The sequence below is a fragment of the Spirillospora sp. NBC_01491 genome, assembly GCF_036227065.1.
Lineage (GTDB): Bacteria > Actinomycetota > Actinomycetes > Streptosporangiales > Streptosporangiaceae > Spirillospora > Spirillospora xylanilytica.
The window spans coordinates 1,254,357-1,280,305 of the sequence record NZ_CP109432.1; the positions used below are offsets into that span (position 1 = coordinate 1,254,357).

General features: G+C 69.3%; 20 protein-coding genes, 3 rRNA genes and 1 pseudogene. 16 read left to right on the forward strand and 8 right to left on the reverse strand.

What is annotated here, in order from left to right:
* Positions 1-23: 23 nt before the first annotated feature.
* Positions 24-1,877, reverse strand: coding sequence for an acyclic terpene utilization AtuA family protein (locus OHA34_RS06025; protein WP_329520933.1), 1,854 nt, complete (start codon positions 1,875-1,877; stop codon positions 24-26).
* Positions 1,878-1,981: 104 nt separating this feature from the next.
* Between OHA34_RS06025 and OHA34_RS06030 the strand changes: the two genes are divergently transcribed.
* From OHA34_RS06030 to OHA34_RS06080, 11 genes are all read left to right on the forward strand, one after another.
* Positions 1,982-2,611 (forward strand): TetR/AcrR family transcriptional regulator, encoded by a 630-nt coding sequence (locus OHA34_RS06030; RefSeq protein ID WP_329520934.1) that lies wholly within the window; start codon positions 1,982-1,984, stop codon positions 2,609-2,611.
* A gap of 304 nt (positions 2,612-2,915) precedes the next feature.
* Positions 2,916-4,046 carry an endonuclease/exonuclease/phosphatase family protein gene (locus tag OHA34_RS06035; RefSeq protein ID WP_329520935.1) on the forward strand — a complete coding sequence of 377 codons (1,131 nt, stop codon included), beginning with the start codon at positions 2,916-2,918 and terminating at the stop codon, positions 4,044-4,046.
* Positions 4,043-4,984, forward strand: a complete 942-nt coding sequence (locus OHA34_RS06040) for a DUF6772 family protein (RefSeq protein ID WP_285944526.1) — start codon at positions 4,043-4,045, stop codon at positions 4,982-4,984. Before OHA34_RS06035 ends, OHA34_RS06040 begins: the two co-directional genes overlap by 4 nt.
* Before the next feature lie 18 nt (positions 4,985-5,002).
* Complete coding sequence (locus OHA34_RS06045) at positions 5,003-5,371, forward strand: hypothetical protein (RefSeq protein WP_285944529.1); 369 nt, start codon at positions 5,003-5,005, stop codon at positions 5,369-5,371.
* Between the two features lie 9 nt (positions 5,372-5,380).
* Positions 5,381-6,928 (forward strand): ABC transporter substrate-binding protein, encoded by a 1,548-nt coding sequence (locus tag OHA34_RS06050; protein ID WP_329520936.1) that lies wholly within the window; start codon positions 5,381-5,383, stop codon positions 6,926-6,928.
* A 52-nt stretch (positions 6,929-6,980) separates the two neighbouring features.
* A complete protein-coding gene (locus OHA34_RS06055; protein WP_285944533.1) occupies positions 6,981-8,054 on the forward strand; it encodes a LacI family DNA-binding transcriptional regulator in 1,074 nt (357 codons plus the stop codon).
* The gene (locus tag OHA34_RS06060; protein WP_329520937.1) at positions 8,054-8,980 is read left to right on the forward strand and encodes an ABC transporter permease; all 927 of its coding nucleotides are present in this window, start codon (positions 8,054-8,056) and stop codon (positions 8,978-8,980) included. Before OHA34_RS06055 ends, OHA34_RS06060 begins: the two co-directional genes overlap by 1 nt.
* Positions 8,977-9,876: an ABC transporter permease gene (locus tag OHA34_RS06065; protein WP_285944536.1), complete on the forward strand. Its 900-nt coding sequence runs from the start codon at positions 8,977-8,979 to the stop codon at positions 9,874-9,876. The genes OHA34_RS06060 and OHA34_RS06065 overlap by 4 nt, the downstream gene beginning before the upstream one ends.
* Positions 9,877-9,886: 10 nt before the next feature.
* Complete coding sequence (locus tag OHA34_RS06070) at positions 9,887-10,924, forward strand: ABC transporter ATP-binding protein (protein ID WP_329520938.1); 1,038 nt, start codon at positions 9,887-9,889, stop codon at positions 10,922-10,924.
* Positions 10,921-11,937, forward strand: coding sequence for an ABC transporter ATP-binding protein (locus tag OHA34_RS06075; protein ID WP_329520939.1), 1,017 nt, complete (start codon positions 10,921-10,923; stop codon positions 11,935-11,937). The genes OHA34_RS06070 and OHA34_RS06075 overlap by 4 nt, the downstream gene beginning before the upstream one ends.
* A 52-nt stretch (positions 11,938-11,989) precedes the next feature.
* Positions 11,990-12,184: a hypothetical protein gene (locus OHA34_RS06080; protein WP_329520940.1), complete on the forward strand. Its 195-nt coding sequence runs from the start codon at positions 11,990-11,992 to the stop codon at positions 12,182-12,184.
* Positions 12,185-12,223: 39 nt separating this feature from the next.
* Here OHA34_RS06080 and rrf read toward each other — a convergent pair.
* The 3 genes from rrf to OHA34_RS06095 all read right to left on the reverse strand — a co-directional run bounded on the left by rrf (position 12,224) and on the right by OHA34_RS06095 (position 17,605).
* Positions 12,224-12,340: ribosomal RNA gene (gene rrf / locus OHA34_RS06085) — 5S ribosomal RNA — on the reverse strand.
* A 180-nt stretch (positions 12,341-12,520) separates the two neighbouring features.
* Positions 12,521-15,637 (reverse strand): 23S ribosomal RNA (locus OHA34_RS06090).
* Between the two features lie 450 nt (positions 15,638-16,087).
* Positions 16,088-17,605 (reverse strand): 16S ribosomal RNA (locus OHA34_RS06095).
* The 16S, 23S and 5S rRNA genes sit together here, the layout of an rRNA operon.
* A gap of 1,029 nt (positions 17,606-18,634) precedes the next feature.
* On the opposite strand from OHA34_RS06095, the pseudogene OHA34_RS06100 reads away from it, so the two are divergent.
* Both OHA34_RS06100 and OHA34_RS06105 read left to right on the forward strand, forming a co-directional pair.
* A pseudogene (locus OHA34_RS06100) lies at positions 18,635-18,928 on the forward strand (patatin-like phospholipase family protein); the annotation flags it as partial.
* 100 nt (positions 18,929-19,028) lie between these two features.
* On the forward strand, positions 19,029-19,472 hold the full coding sequence (locus tag OHA34_RS06105) for a patatin-like phospholipase family protein (protein ID WP_329520941.1): 444 nt from the start codon (positions 19,029-19,031) through the stop codon (positions 19,470-19,472).
* Positions 19,473-19,605: 133 nt separating this feature from the next.
* On the opposite strand, the gene OHA34_RS06110 is transcribed toward OHA34_RS06105, so the two are convergent.
* The gene (locus OHA34_RS06110) at positions 19,606-20,991 is read right to left on the reverse strand and encodes a nucleobase:cation symporter-2 family protein (protein WP_285940120.1); all 1,386 of its coding nucleotides are present in this window, start codon (positions 20,989-20,991) and stop codon (positions 19,606-19,608) included.
* A 39-nt stretch (positions 20,992-21,030) separates the two neighbouring features.
* On the reverse strand, positions 21,031-21,204 hold the full coding sequence (locus tag OHA34_RS06115; protein WP_329520942.1) for a hypothetical protein: 174 nt from the start codon (positions 21,202-21,204) through the stop codon (positions 21,031-21,033).
* Positions 21,205-21,486: 282 nt separating this feature from the next.
* Here OHA34_RS06115 and OHA34_RS06120 point away from each other — a divergent pair, with 282 nt between their 5' ends.
* The 3 genes from OHA34_RS06120 to OHA34_RS06130 all read left to right on the forward strand — a co-directional run bounded on the left by OHA34_RS06120 (position 21,487) and on the right by OHA34_RS06130 (position 23,529).
* Positions 21,487-22,044: a ferritin-like domain-containing protein gene (locus OHA34_RS06120; protein ID WP_285940122.1), complete on the forward strand. Its 558-nt coding sequence runs from the start codon at positions 21,487-21,489 to the stop codon at positions 22,042-22,044.
* 101 nt (positions 22,045-22,145) lie between these two features.
* On the forward strand, positions 22,146-22,763 hold the full coding sequence (locus OHA34_RS06125) for an ArsR/SmtB family transcription factor (RefSeq protein WP_285940123.1): 618 nt from the start codon (positions 22,146-22,148) through the stop codon (positions 22,761-22,763).
* Between the two features lie 37 nt (positions 22,764-22,800).
* The gene (locus tag OHA34_RS06130; protein WP_329520943.1) at positions 22,801-23,529 is read left to right on the forward strand and encodes an SRPBCC family protein; all 729 of its coding nucleotides are present in this window, start codon (positions 22,801-22,803) and stop codon (positions 23,527-23,529) included.
* A 52-nt stretch (positions 23,530-23,581) separates the two neighbouring features.
* Here the strand turns inward: OHA34_RS06130 and OHA34_RS06135 are convergent, their stop codons facing one another.
* Together OHA34_RS06135 and OHA34_RS06140 are read right to left on the reverse strand one after the other, a co-directional pair.
* A complete protein-coding gene (locus OHA34_RS06135) occupies positions 23,582-24,424 on the reverse strand; it encodes an IclR family transcriptional regulator (protein ID WP_285940125.1) in 843 nt (280 codons plus the stop codon).
* Positions 24,425-24,464: 40 nt separating this feature from the next.
* Positions 24,465-25,934, reverse strand: a complete 1,470-nt coding sequence (locus OHA34_RS06140) for a dihydroorotase (protein WP_329520944.1) — start codon at positions 25,932-25,934, stop codon at positions 24,465-24,467.
* Positions 25,935-25,949: the final 15 nt, after the last annotated feature.

Here is a 25,949-nt window from a genome sequence, read left to right on the forward strand (position 1 = left end):
CGGATCGAGCGTGCTCTTCAGGGTCAACGCACTGCCTCCGGGATCGGGTCGTCTGGAATCAGTTCCTCGGGGATCAGCGCCACCGGGACGTCGACGTGGCGGGACCGCAGCCATTCCCCGAGGGCCTTGCCCTGCGGGTCGAACCGGGTCGAGGCCGACACGCCCTCCTGCAACAGCCCTTCGACGACGAAGTTCACCGCGCGGAGGTTCGGCAGGACGTGCCGCGTCACGGTGTGCTCGCGCGTCTCCGGCAGCAGCGCGCCGAACCGTTCCGTGGTGAGGAACCCTTCCAGCCAGCTCCACTGCGCGTCGGTTCGAGCCCAGACGCCGATGTTGGCGTCGCCCCCCTTGTCCCCGCTCCGGGCTCCCGCCACCCACCCCAACGGCACCCGCACCACGCGGTTGTCCACAGAACGCGGTTCGTCTTCCGCAGCCCCATCTGGGCGGTTGACAATAGAACTGGGGTCGCCCCCCTGGGCGGGCGGGGGTTGTGTGAAGGCCGATCGCGCAATGACCCGCCGGGTCCCGTCCGGCAGGACGGCGACATGCTCGATCTCCTCATTGGGCACGAACGCTGGCGTATACACCCCGTACGGCCCGCCCTTCCCCGGCGGGGAGGTCATGGTGAAGCCCGGGTATCCGGCGAGCGCAAGTTCCACAACGGCGCCGCTGAAGGCCCGGCCGACCTTGTCGGGGTCGGGGTCCAGCACGGCGCAGCGCAGCAGCGCGGTCGCCTCCCCCTGCGTCTCGGCGTCGGGCTTGGCCGCGCCGACGAGAGTCCACTCGACGCGCGCCGGCCGTCCACCGCGACCGCCATGACCGAAGGACGCCTCCAATTGCGCCTTGGCGAACTCCGCCTTCGCCTCGATGTCGAGCCCGGTGAGCACGAAGGTCATCTCGTTGCGGTGGCCCCCGAGATGGTTGAGGCAGACCTTGGTGGACGCGGGCGGCGGGACGCCCCGTGTACCGCTGATCAGGACCCGGTCGGGCCCCTCCCGCCGCAACCCGATCGTGTCGAACCGGGCGGTCACGTCCGGGCCCGCGTAGGCCGGGGCGCCGATCTCGTACAGCAGCTGGGCGGTGACCGTCTCGGTGGTGACGGCGCCGCCGGTTCCGGGATGCTTGGTGATCACGCTGGACCCGTCGGCGCGGATCTCGGCGATCGGGAACCCCGGCGGGTCTGCCCGGTGCGGGTCCCCACGGTGCGGGTCTCCCCAGGCCGCCGCCTTTACATTGTAGATTTCTTGGAAGAACGCGTAGTTCCCGCCGGTGGCCTGCGCCCCGCACTCCAGCACGTGGCCCGCGGCGGTCGCGCCCGCCAGAGCGTCCCAGTCGTCGCGCGCCCAGCCGAAGTGCGCGGCGGCGGGCCCGACGACGAGCGAGGCGTCGGTCACGCGGCCGGTCACCACGATGTCGGCTCCGGCCCGCAGGCATGCGACGATGCCCCAGGCGCCCAGGTAGGCGTTGGCGGTCAGCGGCCGGCCGTACCGCGAGGCGGCCAGGCCGAGCCCGTCGGCCCTGCCGAGCAGGTCGTCGCCCTCGACATGGGCGATCCGCACGTCGACGCCGAGCCGTCCGGCCAGCGCGCGCAGCGCGTCCGCGAGGCCGCGCGGGTTGAGCCCGCCCGCGTTCGTGACGATCTTCGTGCCGTGCCGGACGGCGAGTCCGAGGGACTCCTCCATCTGCCGCAGGAACGTGGTCGCATACCCGCCCGCGGGGTCCTTCATCCGGCTCCGGCCGAGGATCAGCATCGTCAGCTCGGCGAGGTAGTCGCCCGTGAGGACGTCCAGCGGGCCGCCCTCCAGCATCTCCCGCACCGCGGTGAAGCGGTCGCCGTAGAAGCCCGAGGCGTTACCGATCCGCAACGGTTGGCTCATGGCCCGCAGCCTGCCAGCCGGGCTCAAAAAAATCAATCGTGCTTGATTGTTTTTTGCCGAGGTCCTTTGATTGACTGGGACCTCCGAGCCGATCCGAGGAGACCATGACCACGCAGGCCGTCCCCCGCGAACCGCGCCAGGAGCGCAGCCGCGCCACCCGGCGGCGGCTGCTGGAGGCCGCGATCGACTGCCTGGCCTCGGCGGGCTGGGCCGGCACCACCGTGGCCGTGGTCGCCGAGCGCGCCGGCGTCTCGCGCGGAGCGGCCCAGCACCACTTCCGCACGCGCGAGGAGCTGGTCACCGCGGCGGTCGAGTACGGCTCCGAGGTGCGCATGGCCCAGATGCGCGAGCGCCTCGACACTCTCGCCGGACGGCGCCCGTCCACTCTGGACGTGGTCGCACTGCTCGGCGAGATGTACACCAGCCCGCTCTTCCGCGCCGCGCTCCAGCTCTGGGTCGCCGCCAGCTCCGACGATCAGCTGCGCGCCCAGGTCCTGCCGCTGGAGGCCCGCGTCGGACGGGAGGCGCACCGCCTCACGGTCGAAGCCCTCGGTGCGGACGAGTCGGTCCCCGGCGTGCGCGAGACCGTCCAGGCCACCCTCGACCTCGTGCGCGGCCTCGGCCTGGCCGACCTGCTCACCGATGACTCGGCCCGCCGCGCCCGGCTCCTCCGTCAGTGGGCCGAGACCCTGGATCTGGCCCTCGCCCCCAGCGCCCCCGGCCCCACCGTCTGACGGCGCCACCTGACGCCGCCCTCCCCCGCAGCACCCGCGCCAGGCGCACCACCGTCCCCACGCCGCCCGCTTCGCGGCGTGCCATCCGGCGGCAGTTGACACCGAGTTCTGACACGGCGCGCACCCACGTCCGCCCTCGTCCTCAGTCGCGCCCCAGGCGATGGAAACGTGCACGCCCCTCCGGACATGCGCACGTTCTGATGGAAAATCCTCTTTTGGATATTGACAGCCCGGTTCGTCTGGGGGAGGGTTCTCAACGATCACGTGAACGTTAATGTGATCCACCCCACCCAGGAGGATCCCGATGCGGACCGTCCGCACGTCCCTGCGCCGAGGCTCTCTGCTCCTCGCCGGCGCGCTCCCCCTCGCCGCCCTCGCCGCGCTGCAACCCGCGACCGCGTCCGCGTCCGCCCCGGCCGGCGCCGCCGGGCGCGGCGGCCCGCAGCGGCCGCCCATGCAGCTCCGGATGGAGAGCTACAACACCTGCGGGCACGGCTGCCTGCCGACCAAGGAGGCGTGCGAGGCGACCATCGGCCGCGACTGCGCGACCAAGCTGGAGCCGTGGGCCGACCGCCGCGCCGCCAAGGTCGCCGACGACATCGCCGCCACCCGGGCCGACGTCGTCGCCACCCAGGAGATCGGCAACAACGCCACCCCGGCCCAGCCGGGCGTGGACGTCGAGTCGTTCCGCGCGCCGCTGACCAAGGCGATGAAGGCGCGCGGCTACGCCGAGGCCCCCGCCGACTACGCCGGCACCCGCCACCCGCAGTACGGCTACCCGCTCAAGTCCGGCGCCGGGCGGTTCACCTACTACGACGCCCGCCGGTTCTCCCACCTGGACGAGCACGGCAAGGCCCTCCCCCACGACCTGCTCTGGCTGCCCGACTCGACCGAGATCTACGGCAAGACGATGACGTGGAACACGCTGCGCGAGCGGAGCACCGGCGCGCGGTTCGTCGTGGTCGACATGCACCTGGAGTTCCGCGCGAACGGCGCCACCGACCCCAACGGCTGGACCAAGAACTGGGACGAGGTCCGCTACGCCGACGCCCGCCGGACGGCCGAGTACCTGACCCGCGACAACCCGGCCACCCGCAGGCTGCCGGTCGTGTTCGCGGGCGACTTCAACTCCGGCTCCAAGGCCGACGGCGCCAGCGCCTACGACGCGTTCGCCGACGTGGGCTTCGCCGACGCCTACGAGCTCGCGGCCCCGCAGCACCGGACCGGCGCCGAGTACGCCTCCTTCAACGGCGGCAAGATCCCGATGCCGTCCGGCGAGAAGATCGACCACGTCTTCGTCAAGGCGGGCACGCCGGTGCGCCAGTGGACCCTCGTCCCCCAGACCACCGCCCAGAGCGGTGAGGCGCGCGATCTGCTGCGCTCCGACCACAACCTGATGCACACCACCGTCCTCCTTGAAAGGGTCACGCGATGAGCGAACGGCAATCCCTGGTGAACGATCTGCGGAGGGCCGATCCCGCCCTGTCCCGCTTCAATCCGCTCGACCGCATCCTCGTGCACGACGACTTCAACACCGGCACGCACGGCTGGATCGAGCTGATCGGCAACCACGACGGGCACGGCGACCTCGACACCGTCGACGACCACATGCGGGACTTCCGCCCGCCGCAGCTCAGCTCCTGCAACTTCTTCGACGTGGGCACGCACGGCGCGATGTCGGGGACGTACGCGCTGAAGGTGGCGACGCGGCCGGTGGCCGGGCACACCGGCGTCGCGATCCGCCGGCTGACGATGGCCGGCCGCGGCAAGGTGCAGTTCGAGGCGTACCTGACCTACAAGGCCGAGGCGGCCTCGGCCGAGAACGGCGCGGCGACCAAGGACGGCGCCGGGAAGTGGGACGCCAACAACCACCCGTCCGAGGACCAGTTCGGCGCCTTCACCGTCGCGACCGACATCAGCGACGGGGTGCGGTACCACTGCGTGGCGCGCTACCTCAACACCGACGTCGACCGGACGCCGAGCCGCCGCTGGATGTACCCGACGGTGCCCGAGCCGACGCCGCGCGAGCACTTCGAGGGCAAGGTCAAGCTGCCGCCGACGGCCGACTTCACCGCGCCCGAGCGGGCTGACTGGAAGGAGTTCGGCGGGCCGCAGGAGCTCTGCTACAACGAGGTCCCCACCAAGGTCAACTGGCACTACCTGCGGTGGGTGATCGACACCAGCACCCGCTCCAACGTCGAGCTCCAGCTCAACGACACCGTCTACGACATGCGCGACGTGCCGGTCCCGCCGTACGACGAGGAGTACGGGTCGCTCCAGAACCTTCTCAACTTCTATGTATCGGTCCGGACCCACACCGACGTGCGGAACTTCCTGTATCTGGACTCGGTGCTGATCTCGGTGGACTGGTAAAAGGGAGCCTTCGGAAACATGCGTCAGTCATTCACCGCGGTCCTGGAACGCAACCGCACGCTGTCGGGAGAGTTCACCACCGAGCCTTACGAGGCCGCGTGGGCGGGCGAGGCCCGCTGGTTCGTCCGCACGCTGGAGCGCCAGGGCGCCGGCACCCACCTGAAGGTCACCACGCAGGTCTCCCCCGACGGCCTGTACTGGTGCGACCTGGAACCGTCCCGGACGGTGTCGGGTGAGCTGGACACCTGGTCGTCCGCCGAGTTCGGCGGCTGGCTGCGCCTCAAGGGCACCGTCGAGCCGGGCACCGGCGCGGACGCGTCCACCGGCGCGTCCACGGACGGCGAGCCCAGCGTGAAGGTCCTCATCTACCTCGCGCTGAAGGCCTGAGGCAGCGACATGGCCACCTGGGGACAACGCGAGGACCACCCCGCGGAGCACCTCGGCCGGCGCGGGTTCCTCGCGCTCGCCGGGCTCTCCGCGTCCAGCGTGCTCCTGAGCGGCTGCGGCGGCCCGGCGCGGGGATCCGCGCCGGGCGGCGCGCTGCGCGCCGCGTTCGGGCAGCCCGTCACCGACCTGGACCCCTACAACGCCGGCACCGCCGTCGACGAGGCGTCCCTGATCGTCAAGCGGCTGGTGTTCGACACGCTCGTCCGGCACGACGGGACGAAACCGGTCCCCGGGCTGGCCACCTCGTGGGAACGCGCGAACGACACGACGTGGGTGTTCCACCTGCGGCGCGGCGCGACCTTCCACGACGGCGGCGCCGTCACCGCGCGGGACGTCGTCGCCTGCCTGAAGCGGACGCAGGCGGTGACGTCGGCGCAGACCGCACTGTGGAAGCCGGTGACGTCGGTGCGCGCCGACGACGACTTCACCGTCACCTTCGTCACTGACAAGCCGGACGCGACGCTTCCGGTCAACCTGACCCTGCTGTTCATCGTGCCCGAGCGGCTCGTCGCCGACCCGGCGCAGAAGCGCCGGCCGATCGGGTCCGGGCCGTTCCGGGTCGCCGAGTTCACCCCCTCGACCAAGGTGGAGCTCGTCCGGTTCGACCGGTACTGGGACGGGCCCGCGCCGCTGCGGGCGATCTCGATGCCGTACCTGGCCGAGACCTCCAGCGCCGTCACCGCGCTCCGCACCGGCGAGATCGACCTGCTGTGGCCGGTCCCGCCGGACCAGATCGGGGAGGTCCGCGGGGTCCGCGGCGTCGACCTGACCACCGTCCCGAGCTGGACGTACTACCTCAACTGGTTCAACTGCGGGCGCAAGCCGTTCACCGATCCGCGGGTGCGGCGCGCGATGTACCAGGCGCTGGACCTGAAGGAGATCGTCGGGAAGCTGTTCGGGTCCGGCGCGCAGGCGATGGACGCGCCGATCCCGTCCACGGTGTTCGGCCACGCCGCGCAGGAGCCCTACCCCCACGACCCGGACGCCGCCCGCCGGGCGCTGCGGGAGGCGGGGCTCGGCGACGGGTTCGAGACCTCGCTGATGTGGTTCGACGCGACCGGCCCGCTGGCCCGCGAGCTGGCCCAGTCGATGATCTCGGCGTGGGCCCGGATCGGGGTCCGGGTCCGCCCGGAGAGCCTGGAGAAGGCGCAGTGGCTCCAGCGGCTCAACACCCTCGACTGGGACATGGAGCTCCAGACCAACACCGTCACCACCGGCGACGCCGCGTTCACCCTCGGCCGGCTCTACACCTCCAAGGCCAACCGGATGGGCTACAAGAACCCCGCGCTCGACGCGATCCTCGCCGAGGCCGGCCAGGTCGCCGATGCGGAACGGCGCGAGGAGCTGTACGCCAAGGCGTGCCGCATCGTCTGGGACGACGCCGTCGGGATCTTCCCCGCGGCGCTGGTCACCGGCTACGGGCTGCGGTCCGGCCTGGCCGGGTTCACCCCCGCGCCCAACAACCAGCCCGACCTGTCCGCGGTGAGGAGACGATGATGACCGACCACCGCCCCGGCACCGCGCGCCGGAGCACCTCGGAGGGCACCCCATGACCCCACGACGCAGGGCCACGCTGCGCGACATCGCCGCCGCGCTCGACCTGTCGGTGAACACCGTCTCGCGGGCGCTGGCCGGCAAGGACGCGGTCAGCCCGGACACCCGTGAGCGCGTCCAGGCCGAGGCCGACCGGCTCGGCTACGTGCCCAACTCGATGGCGCGGTCGCTCGTGCTGCGGAACGCGATGACGATCGGGCTGGTCATCACCAACCCGTCCAACCCGTTCTACGCCCGGCTGATCAGCGCCATCGAGGAGCGCGGCCGGGTGCACGGCTACTCGCTGATGCTGATGGTCACCGAGGACAGCGTCGAGAACGAGCGGCGCGTCGCCGAGGAGCTGATGCGGTGGGGCGTGGACGGCGTCCTCGCGGTCCCGGTCCAGCACGGCACCGAGCACTGGGAGCGGCTCCGCAAGTCCGGGACGCCCGTTGTCCTGGTCAACCGCGACCTGCCCGGCCTGGACGCCGACCTCGTCGGCGTCGACTACTTCGAGAGCGCGCGGCGCGCGACCGGGGTGCTGCTGGACGGCGGCGCCCGCGAACTGTGCCTGATCGAGGAGGACCTGGACATCTCCCCGGTCGCCGAGCGCATCCGCGGGTTCCACGCGGCGCTCGGCGAGCACGGGCTGGACGAGGCCGCCGGCACCGTCACCCGGGTCCCGACGCGGCGCCGCGAGTCCAGCTCCCAGCCGTGGGACCCGATCGACTCCTACGCCATCGGCCGCGACCTGGCCCGCCGGATCGGCCCCGGCTCGGCGGTCCTGGCCGGCAACGACTACTTCGCGCTCGGCGTCTACCGCGCGTTCTCCGAGCAGGGCCTGTCGATCCCCGGGGACGTCGCGGTCGCCGGGCACGGCGACCACCCGTTCGCCGCCTACCTCGACCCGCCCCTGACCACGGTGCGGCTGCCCGCCGGGCGGGTCGGCGCGACCGCGGTCGACCTGCTGCTGGAACGGATGTCCGGCCCGGACGCCGCGGGCGGCGCGGAGGCCGCCGAGCGCGGGCCGCAGCGGGCGCTGCTGCCCGCCGAGGTCGTGGTGCGCGCCTCGACGATGGGAGAACGGTGATGGGACGGTTCCTGCTCCGCCGCCTCCTTCAGGCGGTGGTGGTCGCGCTCGGCGCGATCAGCCTGGTGTTCGTCGTCGTCCGGGTGGTGCCCGGCGACCCCGCGACGCTGATCCTCGGCCCGGACGCCAGCGCCGGGCAGCTCGCGTCCGTCCGCGCCGACTTCGGTCTCGACCAGCCGCTCTGGCGGCAGTACCTGACGCACATGGCCGGGGTGCTGCACGGCGACCTCGGCGACTCGTGGCGGCTCGGCGGCAGCGCGATGTCCAGCACCCTGGACCGGTTCCCCGCCACCCTCGCGCTGGCCGCGCTGGCACTGCTCATCACGGTCGCGATCGGGTTCCCGCTCGGGATGCTCGGCGCCCGCAAGCCGGGCGGCGCCCGCGACCTGCTCATCTCGACCGGCTCGCTGGTCGGCCAGGCGGTGCCGTCGTTCTGGCTCGGGATCGTGCTGATCCTGCTGTTCGCCCGCCAGCTGAACTGGCTGCCGAGCACCTCGGACGGCGGCGCCGCGGCGCTGATCCTGCCCTCGGTCACCCTCGCGCTCCCGTTCATCGGCTGGCTCGCGCGCCTGGTCCGCAACGGCGCCCTGGAGGAGTCGGCCAAGGACTACGCGCGGACCGCCCGTGCCAAGGGCGCCGGCGAACGCACCGTCATGTACGCGCACGTGGCGCGGAACATCGCGGTACCCGTCGTGACCGTCCTCGGGCTGCTGATGGGCAACTTCATCGCCAACGCCGTCATCATCGAGGTGGTGTTCTCCTGGCCCGGCCTCGGCTCGCTGATGGTCGACGCCATCACCAACCGCGACTACGCGGTCGTGGAGGCCGCGATCGTGACGATCACCCTGTCGTACATCGTGCTGAACCTGCTGGTCGACGTCCTGTACGTCGTCCTGGACCCGCGCCTGACGCCGGAGAACGCATGACCGCCACCACGTCCCCCCTCAGCACCGCGCCCGTCCTCGAGCCGGCGCGACCCCGCGCCCACTGGCGCCACCGCGTCCCGGCGCGGGTGTGGGCGGCGTCCGCCGTCCTCGCGCTGTTCGTGCTCGCCGCGCTCGTCGGCCCGCTGCTGCTCCCCTACGACCCGGTCGCGACCGCCCTGCCCGACCGGCTCCTCGCGCCCGGCGCGCACACCGCCGACGGCGGCATCGCCTGGCTCGGCACCGACCAGGTCGGCCGGGACCTGCTGGCCAACATGCTCGCCGGCAGCCGCATCTCGCTGATCGTGGCGCTCGCGACCGTTGTCATCGGCGGCGCGGCCGGCCTGCTGGTCGGGCTGGTCTCGGGCTACTTCGGCGGCTGGATCGACACAGTGCTGTCGCGGATCGGCGACGTCCAGCTCGCCTTCCCCTCCATCCTGCTGGCGATCCTCATCGCCGGGGTGCTCGGGCCGAGCGTCGCCAACATCGTCATCACCCTCGCCGTCACCCGCTGGGTCGTGTTCGCCCGGGTCGCCCGCGCGTCCGCGCTCGCCACCCGCGACCTGGACTTCGTCGCCTCCGCCCAGGTGCTCGGCGCCGGCCACGCCCGGATCCTGATCCGGCACGTGCTGCCGTCGTGCTGGCAGCCGCTGCTGGTCGCCGCGACCGTGCAGATCGGGCTGACCATGGTCGCCGAGGCGTCGCTGAGCTTCCTCGGGCTCGGCATCCCCGCCGACGCCACCTCGTGGGGCGCCACCGTCTCCGCCGGCCGCGACTACCTCGGCTCCGCGTGGTGGATCTCCACGGTCCCCGCGCTGGCGCTGGCCGCCGTCGTCACCTCCGTCGGCCTCATCGGCGACGCGTTCCGCGACGTCGCCGACCCCCGGGCCCAGCTCTGAGAGGCAAGCCATGACCAACGCAGTCACCGAGAGCGCCGAAACCGGCTCCGGCGCGGACGACGCCGCCGCCGAGCTCCGCGAGGTGCACATCGGATTCGGGACCGGGCGGAACGCCACCCCCGTCGTCCGCGGCGTCACCCTGCGGCTGCGCCGCGGCCGGGTGCTGGCCCTGGTCGGCGAGTCCGGCAGCGGCAAGAGCCTCACCTCGCTCGCGCTGATGGGGCTGCTGCCGGCCGGCGCCGCCCTCACCTCCGGCACCGTGACGCTCGGCGGCGAGGACGTCGCGGAGTTCACCGACCGGCGCTGGCGGTCGGTCCGCGGACGCGAGATCGCCATGGTGTTCCAGGACCCGATGTCGGCGCTGAACCCGGGCTTCACCGTCGGCCGCCAGGTCGCCGAGCCGTTCCGGCTGCACCTCGGCGACGGCCGCCGTGACGCCCGCGCCAAGGCCGTCGCGCTGATGCGGAAGGTCGGCATCGCCGACGCCGAGACGCGCTACGACGCCTACCCGCACGAGTTCTCCGGCGGCATGCGGCAGCGCGCCGTCATCGCGATGGCACTCGCCCTCGGCCCGCGGGTGCTGCTCGCCGACGAGCCGACCACCGCGCTCGACGTGACCGTCCAGGCGCAGATCCTCCGGCTCCTCGCCCGCCGCCAGCACGAGGACCGCCTCGCGACGCTGCTGGTCTCGCACGACCTCGGCGTCGTCGCCCGCGTCGCGCAGGAGGTCGCGGTCATGTACGCGGGCCGCGTCGTCGAGCAGGGCCCCCTGGACGCGGTGTACACCCGTCCGTCCCACCCCTACACGCTGGGCCTGCTGAACGCCGTCCCCGAACCGGGCACGGCGCGGCCCGTCCCCATCGACGGGCAGCCGCCCGCGCCGGGCGCGCTGCCCGGCGGATGCGCGTTCCACCCCCGCTGCCCCTTCGCCACCGACCGGTGCCGCACCGACGACCCGGCGCTGACCCCCGTCGCGGACGGCCGCGCCGTCGCCTGCCACAACACGGCCGAGGTGACGGCCTCCCAGCGACTTCAGGAGACCTCATGAGCGACGTCGTCCTACAGGTGAACGGCCTGGAGGCCGGTTACGAGCGCCCCCGCGGCCACGGCTTCGGACGGCGCCGGATCAGCGCGGTCGCGGGCATCGACCTCACCGTCGAGGCGGGGCGGACCCTCGGCATCGTCGGCGAGTCCGGCTGCGGCAAGTCCACCCTGGCCCGCGCGATCGTCGGCCTGCGGCCGGCGTTCGCCGGGTCGATCGAGTTCGCCGGCCACGACCTGGCCACCGTCCCGGCGCGGCGCCGCCGCCGCATCGGCCGCGACCTGCAAATGGTGTTCCAGGACCCCTACACCTCGCTGAACCCCCGGATGACCGTCGCGGCCGTCATCGCCGAGGGCTGGCGCGTCCACTCCGGCATCGTGTCCCGCGACGGGTACGCCGCCGAGGTCGCGCGGCTCCTCGACCTGGTCGGACTCCGCCCCGAGTACGGCACGCGGCACCTGCACGAGCTGTCGGGCGGCCAGTGCCAGCGGGTCGCCATCGCCCGCGCGCTCGCGCTGCGCCCCCGGCTGATCGTGTGCGACGAGGCCGTGTCGGCGCTGGACGTGTCGGTCCGCGCGCAGATCCTCAACCTGATGGCCGACCTCCAGACCGAACTCGGCATCGCGTACCTGTTCATCTCGCACGACCTGGACGTGGTCCGGCACATCGCGCACGACGTCGCGGTCATGTACCTCGGCACCATCGTCGAGCGGGGCCCGGCAGCGGAGGTGTTCGGCTCCCCCCGCCACCCCTACACCCGCGCGCTGGTGTCGGCGGCGCCGTCCGTGCACGACCGCCCGGGGACGGTGGCGGACGAGATCGTCCTCACCGGCGAGGTCCCCTCGCCCGAGTCGCCTCCGGCCGGGTGCAGGTTCCGCACCCGCTGCCCCGTGGCGGCCGACGTGTGCGCCGAGAAGGTCCCCGCCCTGACCGACCGGGGCGGGCCCGGCCACCCGGTCGCCTGCCACTTCGCCGAAGCCGGCGGCGCCGCCCTGCCCTCCCCGGCGGCCACGGCGTAGCCCCGCCCCTTCCCGGACCGGACGTGCCGATCGGCGGACGTGCCGATCGGGCGTGCGGCAAAGCCAGAAGTGGATCCTGATGAGCAGACCGCGGACCCGGTTTGGCGGCCCGGATGGACTCGGTGGCCAGGCCGTCGCCGAAGCCGAGGAGAACCTCCAGCTCAGCGAGGGTCCCATTATCGTCACCGTCGGTCCCGGACGCGCCCACCCGGCCGTGCAGTCGCTTCTGAAAGAGCTGGAGAAATGAGAAAGGCCCCGCCGAATGGCGGGGCCTTTCACAAAAAGAGTCCGGCGGTGTCCTACTCTCCCACACAGTCTCCCGTGCAGTACCATCGGCGCTGAAGGGCTTAACTTCCGGGTTCGGGATGGGACCGGGTGTTTCCCCTCCGCCATAACCACCGAACGACCAAACCCCAACCACCCAACCCAATCGGGTGGCGGGAAGTAATCGTCCAAGCAACCAAAGCTCAGAGCAATATTCACAAATCAAAACCCCGCATACGGGGGCGTGTTCCCGTTTGTTTTCCGGGAACTACACAGGGACGCGAACACCAAACGACAGCAGCAAAACATTTTAGAAGTGTTGTTCAAGCCGCTCGGCCTATTAGTACCGGTCAACTCCACACGTTACCGTGCTTCCATGTCCGGCCTATCAACCCAATGGTCTGTTGGGGGCCTTAACCCACCACAAGTGATGGGGGGGAGAACTCATCTCGAGGAAGGCTTCCCGCTTAGATGCTTTCAGCGGTTATCCCTACCGAACGTAGCCAACCAGCCGTGCCCCTGGCGGGACAACTGGCACACCAGAGGTTCGTCCGTCCCGGTCCTCTCGTACTAGGGACAGACCCTCTCAATTCTCCTACGCGCGCAGCGGATAGGGACCGAACTGTCTCGCGACGTTCTAAACCCAGCTCGCGTGCCGCTTTAATGGGCGAACAGCCCAACCCTTGGGACCTACTCCAGCCCCAGGATGCGACGAGCCGACATCGAGGTGCCAAACCATCCCGTCGATATGGACTCTTGGGGAAGATCAGCCTGTTATCCCCGGGGTACCTTTTAGCCGTTGAGCGACACCGCTTCCACACGCCGGTGCCGGATCACTAGGCCCTGCTTTCGCACCTGCTCGACACGTCCGTCTCACAGTCAAGCTCCCTTGTGCCCTTGCACTCACCACCTGATTACCAACCAGGCTGAGGGAACCTTTGGGCGCCTCCGTTACTCTTTAGGAGGCAACCGCCCCAGTTAAACTACCCACCAGGCACTGTCCCCCACCCGGATTCACGGGTGCGGGTTAGACGCTCAAAACGACCAGAGTGGTATTTCACCAACGACTCCACCGACACTGGCGTGCCTAGCTTCACAGTCTCCCACCTATCCTACACAAGACGCTTCAGGCGCCAATGCCAAGCTATAGTGAAGGTCCCGGGGTCTTTCCGTCCTGCTGCGCGAAACGAGCATCTTTACTCGTACTGCAATTTCGCCGGGCCTGTGGTTGAGACAGCGGGGAAGTCGTTACGCCATTCGTGCAGGTCGGAACTTACCCGACAAGGAATTTCGCTACCTTAGGATGGTTATAGTTACCACCGCCGTTTACCGGCGCTTAGATTCTCAGCCTCGACCCCCCGAAAGGGATCTAACCGGTCCTCTTAACGTTCCGGCACCGGGCAGGCGTCAGTCCGTATACAGCGTCTTACGACTTAGCACGGACCTGTGTTTTTAGTAAACAGTCGCTTCCCCCTGGCCTCTGCGACCACCCCCAGCTCCGGCAGCAAGTGCCATCACCGGACGTGGTCCCCCTTCTCCCAAAGTTACGGGGGCAATTTGCCGAGTTCCTTAACCACAGTTCACCCGATCGCCTTGGTATTCTCTACCTGACCACCTGAGTCGGTTTGGGGTACGGGCCGCCGGTACACTCACTAGAGGCTTTTCTCGGCAGCATGGGATCACTCACTTCACCTAAAACGGCTCGGCATCACATCTCACCCTTAAATGCGCCACGGATTTACCTATAGCGCGGGCTACATGCTTACCCCAGGACAACCATCGCCTGGGCTGAGCTACCCTCCTGCGTCACCCCATCGCTCACCTACTACCCCCTCGGACCGACCGCTAGGCCAAACCAGCCCCCGAAGGGACCGGAAAGGATTCAGGGTCTTAGCATCAGAGGATTCAGCGTTGGCGCATACCAGCGGGTACGGGAATATCAACCCGTTGTCCATCGACTACGCCTGTCGGCCTCGCCTTAGGTCCCGACTTACCCTGGGCGGATTAGCCTGCCCCAGGAACCCTTGGTCATCCGGCGCACACGTTTCTCACGTGTGATTCGCTACTCATGCCTGCATTCTCACTCCCACAGCCTCCACCACTCGATCACTCGGCGGCTTCGCCGGCTGCAGGACGCTCCCCTACCCACCCACACAAAGTGTGAGTGCCACGGCTTCGGCGGTGTGCTTGAGCCCCGCTACATTGTCGGCGCGGAATCACTTGACCAGTGAGCTATTACGCACTCTTTCAAGGGTGGCTGCTTCTAAGCCAACCTCCTGGTTGTCACAGCAACTCCACATCCTTTACCACTTAGCACACGCTTAGGGGCCTTAGCCGATGATCTGGGCTGTTTCCCTCTCGACTACGAACCTTATCGCCCGCAGTCTCACTGCCGCGCTCTCACTTACCGGCATTCGGAGTTTGGCTGACGTCAGTAACCTTGTAGGGCCCATTAGCCATCCAGTAGCTCTACCTCCGGCAAGAAACACACGACGCTGCACCTAAATGCATTTCGGGGAGAACCAGCTATCACGGAGTTTGATTGGCCTTTCACCCCTAACCACAGGTCATCCCCCAGGTTTTCAACCCTGGTGGGTTCGGGCCTCCACACCGTCTTACCGGCGCTTCACCCTGCCCATGGCTAGATCACTCCGCTTCGGGTCTACAGCATGCGACTCAAACGCCCTATTCAGACTCGCTTTCGCTACGGCTACCCGCCACCGGTTAACCTCGCCACACACCATAACTCGCAGGCTCATTCTTCAAAAGGCACGCCATCACGAACAACACCCCGAAAGGCATTGAGGACGCTCTGACGGCTTGTAGGCACACGGTTTCAGGTACTATTTCACGACCCCTCACCGGGGCACTTTTCACCTTTCCCTCACGGTACTGGTCCGCTATCGGTCATCAGGAAGTATTCAGCCTTACCACGTGGTCGTGGCAGATTCACACGGGATTTCACGGGCCCCGTGCTACTCGGGAACACACCTAGAAGCCACTACAGGTTTCGTCTACCGGACTCTCACCGTCTACGGTCGGCCTTCCCATGCCGTTCAACTACCCGAGCAGTTTATAACTCCTTGCCAGACTGGTAGATCCGGCCAGATGGTCCCACAACCCCGCACACGCAACCCCTACCAGGTATCACACGCGCACGGTTTAGGCTAATCCGCTTTCGCTCACCACTACTCACGGAATCACTATTGTTTTCTCTTCCTGCGGGTACTGAGATGTTTCACTTCCCCGCGTTCCCACCAACCGCCCTATACATTCAGACGGCGGCGACACCCCATGACGGGTGCCAGGTTTCCCCATTCGGAAATCCCCGGATCAAAGTCTGGTTGCCGACTCCCCGAGGCATATCGCAGGCTCCCACGTCCTTCATCGGCTCCTGATGCCAAGGCATCCACCGTATGCCCTTAAAAACTTGAACACACAAAACGATCACAACAAATCGCAGATAAACAACAACAAAAGTCGTCGTTCACCAGAGATGCTCGCGTCCACTGTGCAGTTCTCAAAAAACAACCGGGCCCACCACACCAAAACACCCAAAAAAGGGGTTCGATGTGATCCCGCAATCCAGAAGAAACAACCCAGCCCCCTCACACCAACCCCACAACAGGGCCGACATTCAGGGGCTGAAGGGTCCGTTCCCTCAGGACCCAACAGCGTGTCCAACCCACCACCCGCCCGAAACCGCCGTTCCCACTCCTCCCGAAGAAGGTGGTACTAACCGATCCACACGAACAATGAACTGAGTAGCCAGTGCTCCACATCTATGAGCAGCCGCCTGACGAACATACGCCGTCAAAAGCGACCACCGACCAAACCCCACCCCCCGAAGAGGATGTCAGGATCCGGCCAGTTGAATGCTCCTTAGAAAGGAGGTGATCCAGCCGCACCTTCCGGTACGGCTACCTTGTTACGACTTCGTCCCAATCGCCGGCCCCACCTTCGACCGCTCCCCCCATTGCTGGTTGGGCCACGGGCTTCGGGTGTTGCCGACTTTCGTGACGTGACGGGCGGTGTGTACAAGGCCCGGGAACGTATTCACCGCAGCGTTGCTGATCTGCGATTACTAGCGACTCCGACTTCACGAAGTCGAGTTGCAGACTTCGATCCGAACTGAGACCGGCTTTAAGGGATTCGCTCCACCTCACGGTATCGCAGCCCTCTGTACCGGCCATTGTAGCATGTTTGCAGCCCAAGACATAAGGGGCATGATGACTTGACGTCATCCCCACCTTCCTCCGAGTTGACCCCGGCGGTCTCCCATGAGTCCCCACCATAACGTGCTGGCAACATGGAACGAGGGTTGCGCTCGTTGCGGGACTTAACCCAACATCTCACGACACGAGCTGACGACAGCCATGCACCACCTGTCACCGGCCCAAAAGGACCCCGCATCTCTGCGAGTTTTCCGGCGATGTCAAGCCTTGGTAAGGTTCTTCGCGTTGCGTCGAATTAAGCAACATGCTCCGCCGCTTGTGCGGGCCCCCGTCAATTCCTTTGAGTTTTAGCCTTGCGGCCGTACTCCCCAGGCGGGGCGCTTAATGCGTTAGCTACGGCGCGGAATCCGTGGAAGGACCCCACACCTAGCGCCCAACGTTTACGGCGTGGACTACCAGGGTATCTAATCCTGTTCGCTCCCCACGCTTTCGCTCCTCAGCGTCAGTACAGGCCCAGAGAACCGCCTTCGCCACCGGTGTTCCTCCCGATATCTGCGCATTTCACCGCTACACCGGGAATTCCATTCTCCCCTACCTGCCTCTAGTCTGCCCGTATCCACCGCAGACCCACAGTTAAGCTGTGGGCTTTCACGACAGACGCGACAAACCGCCTACGAGCTCTTTACGCCCAATAATTCCGGACAACGCTTGCGCCCTACGTATTACCGCGGCTGCTGGCACGTAGTTAGCCGGCGCTTCTTCTGCAGGTACCGTCACGTTAGCTTCGTCCCTGCTGAAAGAGGTTTACAACCCGAAGGCCGTCATCCCTCACGCGGCGTCGCTGCGTCAGGCTTCCGCCCATTGCGCAATATTCCCCACTGCTGCCTCCCGTAGGAGTCTGGGCCGTGTCTCAGTCCCAGTGTGACCGGTCGCCCTCTCAGGCCGGTTACCCGTCGTCGCCTTGGTAGGCCATTACCCCACCAACAAGCTGATAGGCCGCGAGCCCATCCCCAACCGAAAAACTTTCCACCACCAGACCATGCGGCCAGTAGTAACATCCGGTATTAGACCCAGTTTCCCAGGCTTATCCCAGAGTCGGGGGCAGGTTGCTCACGTGTTACTCACCCGTTCGCCGCTCGAGTACCCCCGAAGGGGCCTTTCCGCTCGACTTGCATGTGTTAAGCACGCCGCCAGCGTTCGTCCTGAGCCAGGATCAAACTCTCCATTAAGGTCCAAACGACGACCCCGGGGGGCGAACCCCGAAACCGCCAAACCTCGGAAACAATCCCAGCAAAACCATGAACCCCGAAGAGTCCATGCAATTGCCTCAAAGGAATCCCTGCCACCAACCCGAAGGACAGTGGCACGGGGTGGTCCAGCCAACTAATGACCGAACCGATTAAGGCACTGGCTTTTAACACGCTGTTGAGTTCTCAAGAAACGGACACCCACCGCGCTGGACTCGCTTTCGCGTTTCCCGCCCCGGGGCGACTCTTAAACTTTATCAGGTCCTTCCGGCTTGTCAATTCGGCCGGTCTTTCCTGATTCCGCCTTTCCGGTTCCGCTTTCGCGGCGCCTTCCGGGCGGTGGTGCTATTTCATCAGATCCGGCGCGATTGTCAAAATCGGCCTTTTCCGACCCACCACAGAATCAAGGGCACGGCGGAGCCGTGTCCTGTGAATCAAGTGGTGGTCGTCCCGGGATCCGGCCGTCGTCACGACGTCCGTGTCATCTGGGGACGAGGACGTAAGCTATGCGCTCAGCGCCGAGACGTCAAATCGGCGCTCCACGGCGTGCCGGCGGGAACCTCGAACCGGGTGCGGCGACGGTGCGTCTACTCCGTTGACCGGACCGGTTCGAAGCCTCGGAGGCACTACGGGTCAGTGACGGGTGTCTTCCCGGACGCGGCGCGCCGCGTGGCCTTGCCCGCTGGGGTGCTCGTCCTGTCCGCGGCGCTGGTGGCGTACGTCGCGGCCGACGATCCCAGTGAGGCCGGTCATTACCCGTCCTGCCCGTTCTTGCGCTGACGGGCCTCCAGTGTCCTGGGTGCCCTGGCTCGTCGCCCGCGCGCAGGACCGGCCGACCCGTGACCGGGTGGGCGATCCACTCTGGATCCTCCTATGAGCCCGCTGAACTCCCCTGGCCTCACTGGGCATCAGTGGACCGCTTGAGCCGCCGCCTCAGGCGGGAGGCCCGCATCCCGGCCGCGTGCGGTGGTCGGCCTGATCGAACGTTGGATCTCAAGGGTGGAAGCACCGATGACGAATGAGCGTGCGCTGGTGCTGGGCGGCGGCGGGGTCGCGGGGATCGCGTGGGAGACGGGGGTGCTCGCCGGGCTGGCCGCGGGCGGCACGGACGTGACCGGCGCGGACCTCCTCCTCGGCACTTCGGCGGGATCGACGGTCGCCGCGCAGGTCGGCAGCGGGCTTCCGCTGAACGAGCTGTTCGAGCGGCAGGCCGATCCGGCGTTGCAGAACGAGGAGCTCGTCCCGGACGGCACCCCGCCGGCAGAGGTCCTGGAGACGTGGATGCGGCTCACGGCCGAGTCGGACGGTCCCGAGGAGCTGCGCCGGCGCCTTGGGGCGTTCGCCCTGGAGGCCGAGACCGTCCCGGAGGCGGCGCGGCGGGCCGTGATCGAGGCGCGGTTTGCCGGTGCACGCCTGGCCCGACCGGAGGCTGCTGATCGTCGGGGTGAACGCGGAGACGGGCGAACCCCGGGTCTTCGACCGCGAGTCGGGCGTGCCGCTGGTGGACGTGGTCTCGGCGAGCTGCGCGGTGCCCGGGATCTGGCCGCCGGTGTCCATCGACGGCGTCCGGTACGTGGACGGCGGGGTGCGGACGAGTACCAACCTCGACCTGGCCGCGGGGTGCGCGCGGGTGCTGGTGCTCGCCCCGATGGTGGATCCCGGGCTGGAGGAGGACGTCGCGCGGCTGGCCTCGGCGGGCGGACGGGTGGAGGTGATCACTCCGGACGAGGCGTCGCTGTCCGCGTTCGGCGATGACCCGCTGGCGCCGTCGACGCGGACGCCGTCCGCCGTCGCGGGCAGGGCGCAGGGGCTGAGGGCCGCGGACAGGGTCGCGGAGCTGTGGGCGTGACCGTCCCACGCGGTCTGGGCAGACGGGGCCGCAAAGTGGGGGCCTGATCCGGGGCCGAGTGGTTGACCTGCCGGCATCGCCCGGGGCGTCCGCCCCTCGCTTGAGCGGCGGACGTCCCGGACGGGTGCCGGGGTCAGGTGGCGGTGACCGGTTCGGCCGGCGGGGTCTCCTCCTCGCCGGACGGCTGGGGTGTGCGGGTGAGGACGTTGAAGAGCAGGTTCAGCACGATGGCGCTGAGGCTGCCCAGGGTGATGCCGCTGTTGAGGATCGCGGCTACGTCGCGGGGCATGTTCGCGCCGAACTCGGGGACGGCGTTCGGGAGCATGGCCAGGGCGATGCTGACGCCGACCACGAGGGCGTTGCGCTCCTGGCGGAGGTCGACCTTGGCGAGGGTCTGCACGCCGACGACCGCGACCATGCCGAACATCGCGACGGCCGCGCCGCCGAGGACGTCGCTCGGAATCGAGGCGACGTAGGCGCCGGCCTTGGGGAACAGCCCGAGCACGATCATGAAGGCGCCGGCCGCGACGACGACGAAGCGGCTGCGCACGCCGGTGAGCCGCACCAGCCCGACGTTCTGCGCGAAGCAGGTGTAGGGGAAGGCGTTCAGCGAGCCGCCGAGGAAGGTCGAGAGGCCGTCGGCGCGCAGGGCGCGGGTGATGTCGGCACCGTCCACGTCCTTGCCGACGATCTCGCCGGTGGCCTTGGAGTCGCCCACGGTCTCCACGACGGTGACCATCATGACCAGCAGCATCGCCAGGATCGCGCCGATCTGGAAGGTCGGGGCGCCGTAGTGGAAGGGGGTGGTGACGCCGATCCAGTCCGACTTCCCCACCTGGTCGAACCCGGTGTCGCCGAGGACGAAGGACACGGCGGTGCCGCCGACGAGGCCGAGCAGGACGGCGACGCTGCTGAGGAACGGGCGGCGCAGCCGGTACAGGACGAGGATGAACAGCAGGGTGCCGCCCGCGTACATCAGGTGCTTCCAGCTCCCGAAGTCCTTGGTCACGGTCTTGGCGGCGGCGCCGCCCGCGGCGTCGTTCAGCGCGTTCGGCAGCAGGATCAGGCCCATGATGGTCAGCACGGTGCCGGTGACCAGGGGCGGGAAGAACCGGAGCAGCCGGCCGAGGAACGGGGCCGCGAGGAACGTCAGCACGCCCGCGGTGATGGTCGCGCCGTAGATGGCGAGCAGGCCGGCGGTGCCGTTCTCGGCGCCCTGCCCGATCGCGATCATCGGGGCGACCGCGGTGAACGTCACGCCCTGCACGATCGGCAGCCGGATCCCGATCTTCCAGAAGCCGAGCGACTGGATGATGGAGGCGATCCCGCAGGTGAACAGGTCGGCGTTGATCAGGTAGACGAGCTGTTCGGTCGACAGCCCGATCGCGCCCGCGACCAGGATGGGGACGACCACCGCGCCGGCGTAGAACGCCAGGACGTGCTGGAACCCGTACAGCGCCAGCCTCGGGACGGGGAGCATCTCGTCGACCGGGTGCTTACGCGGTCCTTCTTGCGACATTTCCGGCGGTGCCTTTCAGGGGGTGAGCGACGCGTGCGCTCAGGGTCGGGGGGACGGGTCGGCGAAGGCTTGGCGGCGCTTCTCGAAGGAGGCGCGGGCCGCGCGGCCCTTGGTGCTGGGCGGCGCGGGCGGCGCGACCGCGGCGGGGGTCGTGCCCGTGCGTCCGGTCGTGGGCGCGCTAGCGGCGGAGGTCGTGGTCGGCTCAGGTGACATATCGGGACTCATCATCCCAGCAGGGCCGGCGCATCGGCTGACGCAGGACCGTCCCGGCGGGGTCCCGGGGGAGGTCGCGGGCAGCGGCGGCCGAGATCGGCACCTTGATCCGGTCGGTCCGGTCGGTCCGGTCGGTCCGGACGAGCTGCGCGGGTCGGTGGACGGGCCGGCGGTTGGCGCGTTCTTGATCTCCGGATGGCTTTGCGGCGCCGCCGCCGAGGTGATCATCCACGGGGGCGCCGAACGGCGGCCGGACCCGCGACGACGGAGGGGACCCCGCACATGGCCGAGTTTCTGAGCGATCTGAAGACCCTGCGCGCCCGCGCCCGGGAGGAGATCGGCAAGGGGCCGGTGACCGAGGCGTACGGCGCGGACCTCGAGCGTGTGATCCAGATCTGCAACGAGGCGCTCGCGACCGAGCTGGTGTGCGTGCTGCGCTACAAGCGGCACCAGTACACCGCGACCGGGATCTACTCCGAGGGGGTGGTCGCCGAGTTCAAGGAGCACGCCGCCGACGAGGCCGAGCACGCCGACAAGCTCGCCAACCGGATCGTGCAGCTCGGCGGGGAGCCCGACTTCGACCCCGAGGTGCTGGCCGGGCGGTCGCACACCACCTACGACAAAAGCCTGGACCTGGTCGAGATGATCAAGGAGGACCTGATCGCGGAGCGGGTCGCGGTGTCGTCCTACACCGAGATCATCCAGTGGCTGGGCGAGGGCGACCCGACCACCCGGCGGGTCTTCGAGGAGCTGCTGGCCGACGAGGAGGACCACGCCGACGACCTGCGCGGGCTGCTGGAGAGGCTGCCCCGGGACCTGGCCTCGCACGCGAACGGCTGAGCCCCGAGCCCGGCGGGCACCCCGGTCCGGCCCGCCTCGTCCCGGCACCGACAACAATCACTGTCTTGACAAATAAAGTTGTCGGTCGCCACCATGGGCCCATGTTCGACGTGACGGTGATCGAGGACCCCGCGGCGGCGGCGGCCACGCTGGACCCGGTCCGCGGCCGGCTGCTCGCGGAGCTGACCGAACCGGCCTCGGCCGCCATGCTGGCCGCGCGGACCGGGCTGCCCCGGCAGAAGGTGAACTACCACCTCAGGGCGCTGGAACGGCACGGCCTGGTCGAGCTGGTCGGCGAACGCCGCAAGGGCAACATGACCGAACGGCTCGTGCGGGCCACCGCGGCGTCCTACGTCATCTCCCCGCTCGCCCTCGCCGCGCTGCAACCCGACCCCGACCGGTACCGGGACGCGGTGTCGGCGCGCTGGCTGCTCGCCCTCGCCGCCCGCCTGGTGCGCGACGTCGGGACGCTGGTCACGGGCGCGGCGCGGGCCCGCAAGCGGCTGGCCACGTACGCGCTGGACGGCGAAGTGCGCTTCGCCTCGGCGGCGGACCGCGCCGCGTTCATCGGGGAGCTCACCGAGACCGTCGGCGGGCTGGTCCGCAAGTACCACGACCCGTCCGGCGGGGGCGGGCGCGACCACCGCGTCGTGATCGCCGTCCACCCCAAGGTCAAGGACGGGGTGGGCGCGGTCCCACCGCACGCGATCGAGAACTGAGCACATCATCGGAGCACCACCACCGAGAGGCGGAACCATGGGCAGCGAATTCGAGATCGTCCGGGAGTTCGAGGTGGCCGCGTCACCCGAGCGGGTCTGGGCCGCCGTCACCACCGGGACCGCCGGCTGGCTCTGGCCGATGGAGTACGAGCCCCGCGAGGGCGGCGCCGCGCCGTTCGGCGGCACGGTGACCGCGTGGGACCCGCCGCACCGGCTGACCGGCCGGGTCGAGGACGCCGAGGGCACCGACGGCCAGACGCTCAACCAACTCGACCACCTGATCGAGCCGCGCGAGGGCGGCGGGTCGTGGGTGCGCTACGTGCACAGCGGCGTCTTCGTCGACGACTGGGACGACCAGTTCGACGGAGCGGACCAGCACACCGACTTCTACCTGCACACCCTGCGGCAGTACCTCGAGCACTTCCCGGGCCGGGCCGCGGCGTTCGCCGAGGCCCACGGGCCCGAGGCGTCCCGGGCCAAGGGCGCCTTCGACGCCGTCGGGCGGGCGCTCGGGCTGGAGGAGGGCGCCTCCGAGGGGGCCCGGGTGCGCGTCGGGCTGCCCGGCGCCGGCGAGGCGGACGCCGTGCTCGACTACCGGAACGAGAACTTCATCGGGCTGCGCACCGGCGACGCGCTCTACCGGTTCTTCGGCCGCAACGCCTTCGGCGCGCCGGTCGGCCTCACCGTCCACCTGTTCGGCCCGGACGCCGACCAGGAGCGGGACCAGCGCGTCTGGCAGGACTGGCTCAACGGCCTGTACGGCTGACCCCGCGCCGAGAGAGGACCCCTCCGGGGGGCCTCTCCGGGCGCGGGACGGGTCAGTGGCCGCGCGGTTCCGGGACGGGCGCGGGCCGCGACTCGCGCAGCCAGGTCCAGTTGCGGCTGATCTCGTCGGCGGCGTCGCACACCAGCTCCCGGTAGCGCTCGACCACGTCCGGCGCGAAGCGGTAGCGGGGACCGCACACGCTGATCGAACCGTGCACCTCGCCGTCGGGGCCGAACAGCGGGGCCGCGACCGAGCCCGCGTCGGCCTGCCGCTCGCCGAGCGAGACCGCGACGCCCTCGCGGGCGGCGTCGGCGAGCTGCCGGCGGAGGGTCTCCTCGTCGGTGACCGTCCGGCCGGTGAGCGCGGCGAGCGGACGGGCCAGCACCGCGGCGCGCCGCTCCTCGGGCAGCGAGGCGAGGATCACCTTGCCCGAGGAGCCGGCGTGCAGCGGGAACCGCCGGCCGATCTCGACCGTCATCTTGATCTCGTGCGGGCTGACGTACTGGTCCAGGTAGACCCGCTCGTCGCCGACCAGACCCGACAGCGTGGTCGTCTCGCCGGTCTCGTCGCGCAGCCTGCGCAGCACCGGCGCCGCCGCGTTGCGGGCGTCGAAGCGGCGCAGCGCGCTCACCCCGAGCGCGACCGCGGCGGGGCCGAGCCGGTACCCCGCCGTGTCGGCGTCGGTCTCCAGGATCTCGCGCGACACCAGCGACTGGAGGATCCGGTAGACCACGGCCTTGGACAGGCCGAGCTCCCGGCTGATCGCGCTCACGCCGAGGTACTGCGGTCCCCCGGCGAACAGCAGCAGCACGTCGGCGACCCGCGCGGCGGCCTCGGTACCGACGTTGTCGACCGTTCGGGGGGGCCTGCGGACGGGGGTGCTCTGGTTGGTCACGTGGAGATCCTAGAGAAGGCGGTGACGGGGATCCCGCGGTTCAGCGACCGCGGTGCAGGTACCGGCCGACGGGGTCTCCGGTGATCCGGCCGTCGGCGTACACATGGTTGCCGCGGACGAAGGTGTCGGTCACCTTGGCCGACATCGCGAAGCCCTCGAACGGGGTGTACTCCTGCGTGGACTCGGAGTCGGCCGCGCGCACCGTCCAGGACGCGTCCGGGTCGACCAGCGCGATGTCGGCGTCGTAGCCCTCGGCGATGGTGCCCTTGTTGAGCAGCCCGTACCGCTTGGCGGGGTTCCACGAGGTGAGCTGCGCGGCGCGCTGGAGCGACAGGCCGCGCTTGGTCCCCTCGCCGACCAGGCCGGGCAGCAGGTACTCGGCGCCGCCGAAGCCGGACTTGGCGAGGAAGATGTCGTCGCGGTCGGAGCCGAACTTCATCTCGTCCTTGCAGCAGGCGTGGTCGCTGACCACCCAGTCGACGTCGCCGGCGAGCACATGCCGCCACAGCGCCTCGACGTCGTCGCGGTCGCGCAGCGGCGGGTTGACCTTGCCGCCGAGGCCGTGCGCGGTGTCGACGTCGGCGAGCAGGTGCCCGACCGTGACCTCGCGGCGGAAGTCGATGTGCGGGAACGCGCGGCCCATGGTCAGCGCCGCGTCCAGTGCCTTCTCCGACGACAGGTGCAGCAGGTTGATGTTGGGCAGCCCGGTCTCGTGCGCCAGGTAGGAGGCGATGGTGACGGCGAGGCCCTCCGAGTGCGGCGGGCGCGAGGCGCTGTAGGCGCGCAGCCCGGACAGCGAGCCGTCGCGCTCCACCAGCTTGGTGTAGGCGGTCATGATCTCGGCGGTCTCGCAGTGCAGCGACAGCGACAGGTGCTCGGCGTAGTCGCCGAGCTCCTCGCGGGCCTTCTGGATGCCGCGCATCACGAACTCGAAGTGCGCCAGGTCGTAGCGCTCGTCCGGCGGCGTCATCAGGAAGTCGCTCTGGCTGGTGGAGCGGCCGTGCAGCCCGTGGCTGCCGTAGAACATGAAGATCTTGAACGAGGTGACCCCGTGCTCCTGCACCAGGTAGGGGATCTCGTCGATGTGCTCGGCCATCATCGGCGCCAGGTGGAAGGCGTAGTCGATGTAGGCGTTGCCCTGCGCGGCGGCGAGCACCTCGGGGAAGAACTCCCGGTAGGGGCCGCCCTTGTTGAGGTAGTACTGGCCGGTGCGCATATAGGTCAGCGCCGTGGTGACGCCGCCCTGCGCGCTGGCGCGGCTCTCGGTCCGGGTGTCGGCGGCCAGCTCGTTGTAGATGCCCCAGTGCTGGTGGGCGTCCACCACGCCGGGGAAGGCGAGCAGGCCGCGGCCGTCGACCACGGTGGCGGCGTCGTCGCCTGGAAGGCCGGGCGCGACGCGGGTGATGGTGCCGTCGTTGACCGCGATGTCGGTGAGGGCCGGCTCGGTCCCCTCCGCGTCGTCGGGCCGGACCACCCGCACGTTCTTGATCAGCAGCTCGGTTGTCGCCATCGGTCTCTCTCCTCC

Excerpts from the sequence above, each read along its gene's own strand:
- OHA34_RS06025 (WP_329520933.1), bottom strand. The coding sequence starts at position 1,877 with ATGAGCCAACCGTTGCGGATCGGTAACGCCTCGGGCTTCTACGGCGAC.
- OHA34_RS06030 (WP_329520934.1), top strand. The coding sequence starts at position 1,982 with ATGACCACGCAGGCCGTCCCCCGCGAACCGCGCCAGGAGCGCAGCCGC.
- OHA34_RS06035 (WP_329520935.1), top strand. The coding sequence starts at position 2,916 with ATGCGGACCGTCCGCACGTCCCTGCGCCGAGGCTCTCTGCTCCTCGCC.
- OHA34_RS06040 (WP_285944526.1), top strand. The coding sequence starts at position 4,043 with ATGAGCGAACGGCAATCCCTGGTGAACGATCTGCGGAGGGCCGATCCC.
- OHA34_RS06045 (WP_285944529.1), top strand. The coding sequence starts at position 5,003 with ATGCGTCAGTCATTCACCGCGGTCCTGGAACGCAACCGCACGCTGTCG.
- OHA34_RS06050 (WP_329520936.1), top strand. The coding sequence starts at position 5,381 with ATGGCCACCTGGGGACAACGCGAGGACCACCCCGCGGAGCACCTCGGC.
- OHA34_RS06055 (WP_285944533.1), top strand. The coding sequence starts at position 6,981 with ATGACCCCACGACGCAGGGCCACGCTGCGCGACATCGCCGCCGCGCTC.
- OHA34_RS06060 (WP_329520937.1), top strand. The coding sequence starts at position 8,054 with ATGGGACGGTTCCTGCTCCGCCGCCTCCTTCAGGCGGTGGTGGTCGCG.
- OHA34_RS06065 (WP_285944536.1), top strand. The coding sequence starts at position 8,977 with ATGACCGCCACCACGTCCCCCCTCAGCACCGCGCCCGTCCTCGAGCCG.
- OHA34_RS06070 (WP_329520938.1), top strand. The coding sequence starts at position 9,887 with ATGACCAACGCAGTCACCGAGAGCGCCGAAACCGGCTCCGGCGCGGAC.
- OHA34_RS06075 (WP_329520939.1), top strand. The coding sequence starts at position 10,921 with ATGAGCGACGTCGTCCTACAGGTGAACGGCCTGGAGGCCGGTTACGAG.
- OHA34_RS06110 (WP_285940120.1), bottom strand. The coding sequence starts at position 20,991 with ATGTCGCAAGAAGGACCGCGTAAGCACCCGGTCGACGAGATGCTCCCC.
- OHA34_RS06115 (WP_329520942.1), bottom strand. The coding sequence starts at position 21,204 with ATGTCACCTGAGCCGACCACGACCTCCGCCGCTAGCGCGCCCACGACC.
- OHA34_RS06120 (WP_285940122.1), top strand. The coding sequence starts at position 21,487 with ATGGCCGAGTTTCTGAGCGATCTGAAGACCCTGCGCGCCCGCGCCCGG.
- OHA34_RS06125 (WP_285940123.1), top strand. The coding sequence starts at position 22,146 with ATGTTCGACGTGACGGTGATCGAGGACCCCGCGGCGGCGGCGGCCACG.
- OHA34_RS06130 (WP_329520943.1), top strand. The coding sequence starts at position 22,801 with ATGGGCAGCGAATTCGAGATCGTCCGGGAGTTCGAGGTGGCCGCGTCA.
- OHA34_RS06140 (WP_329520944.1), bottom strand. The coding sequence starts at position 25,934 with ATGGCGACAACCGAGCTGCTGATCAAGAACGTGCGGGTGGTCCGGCCC.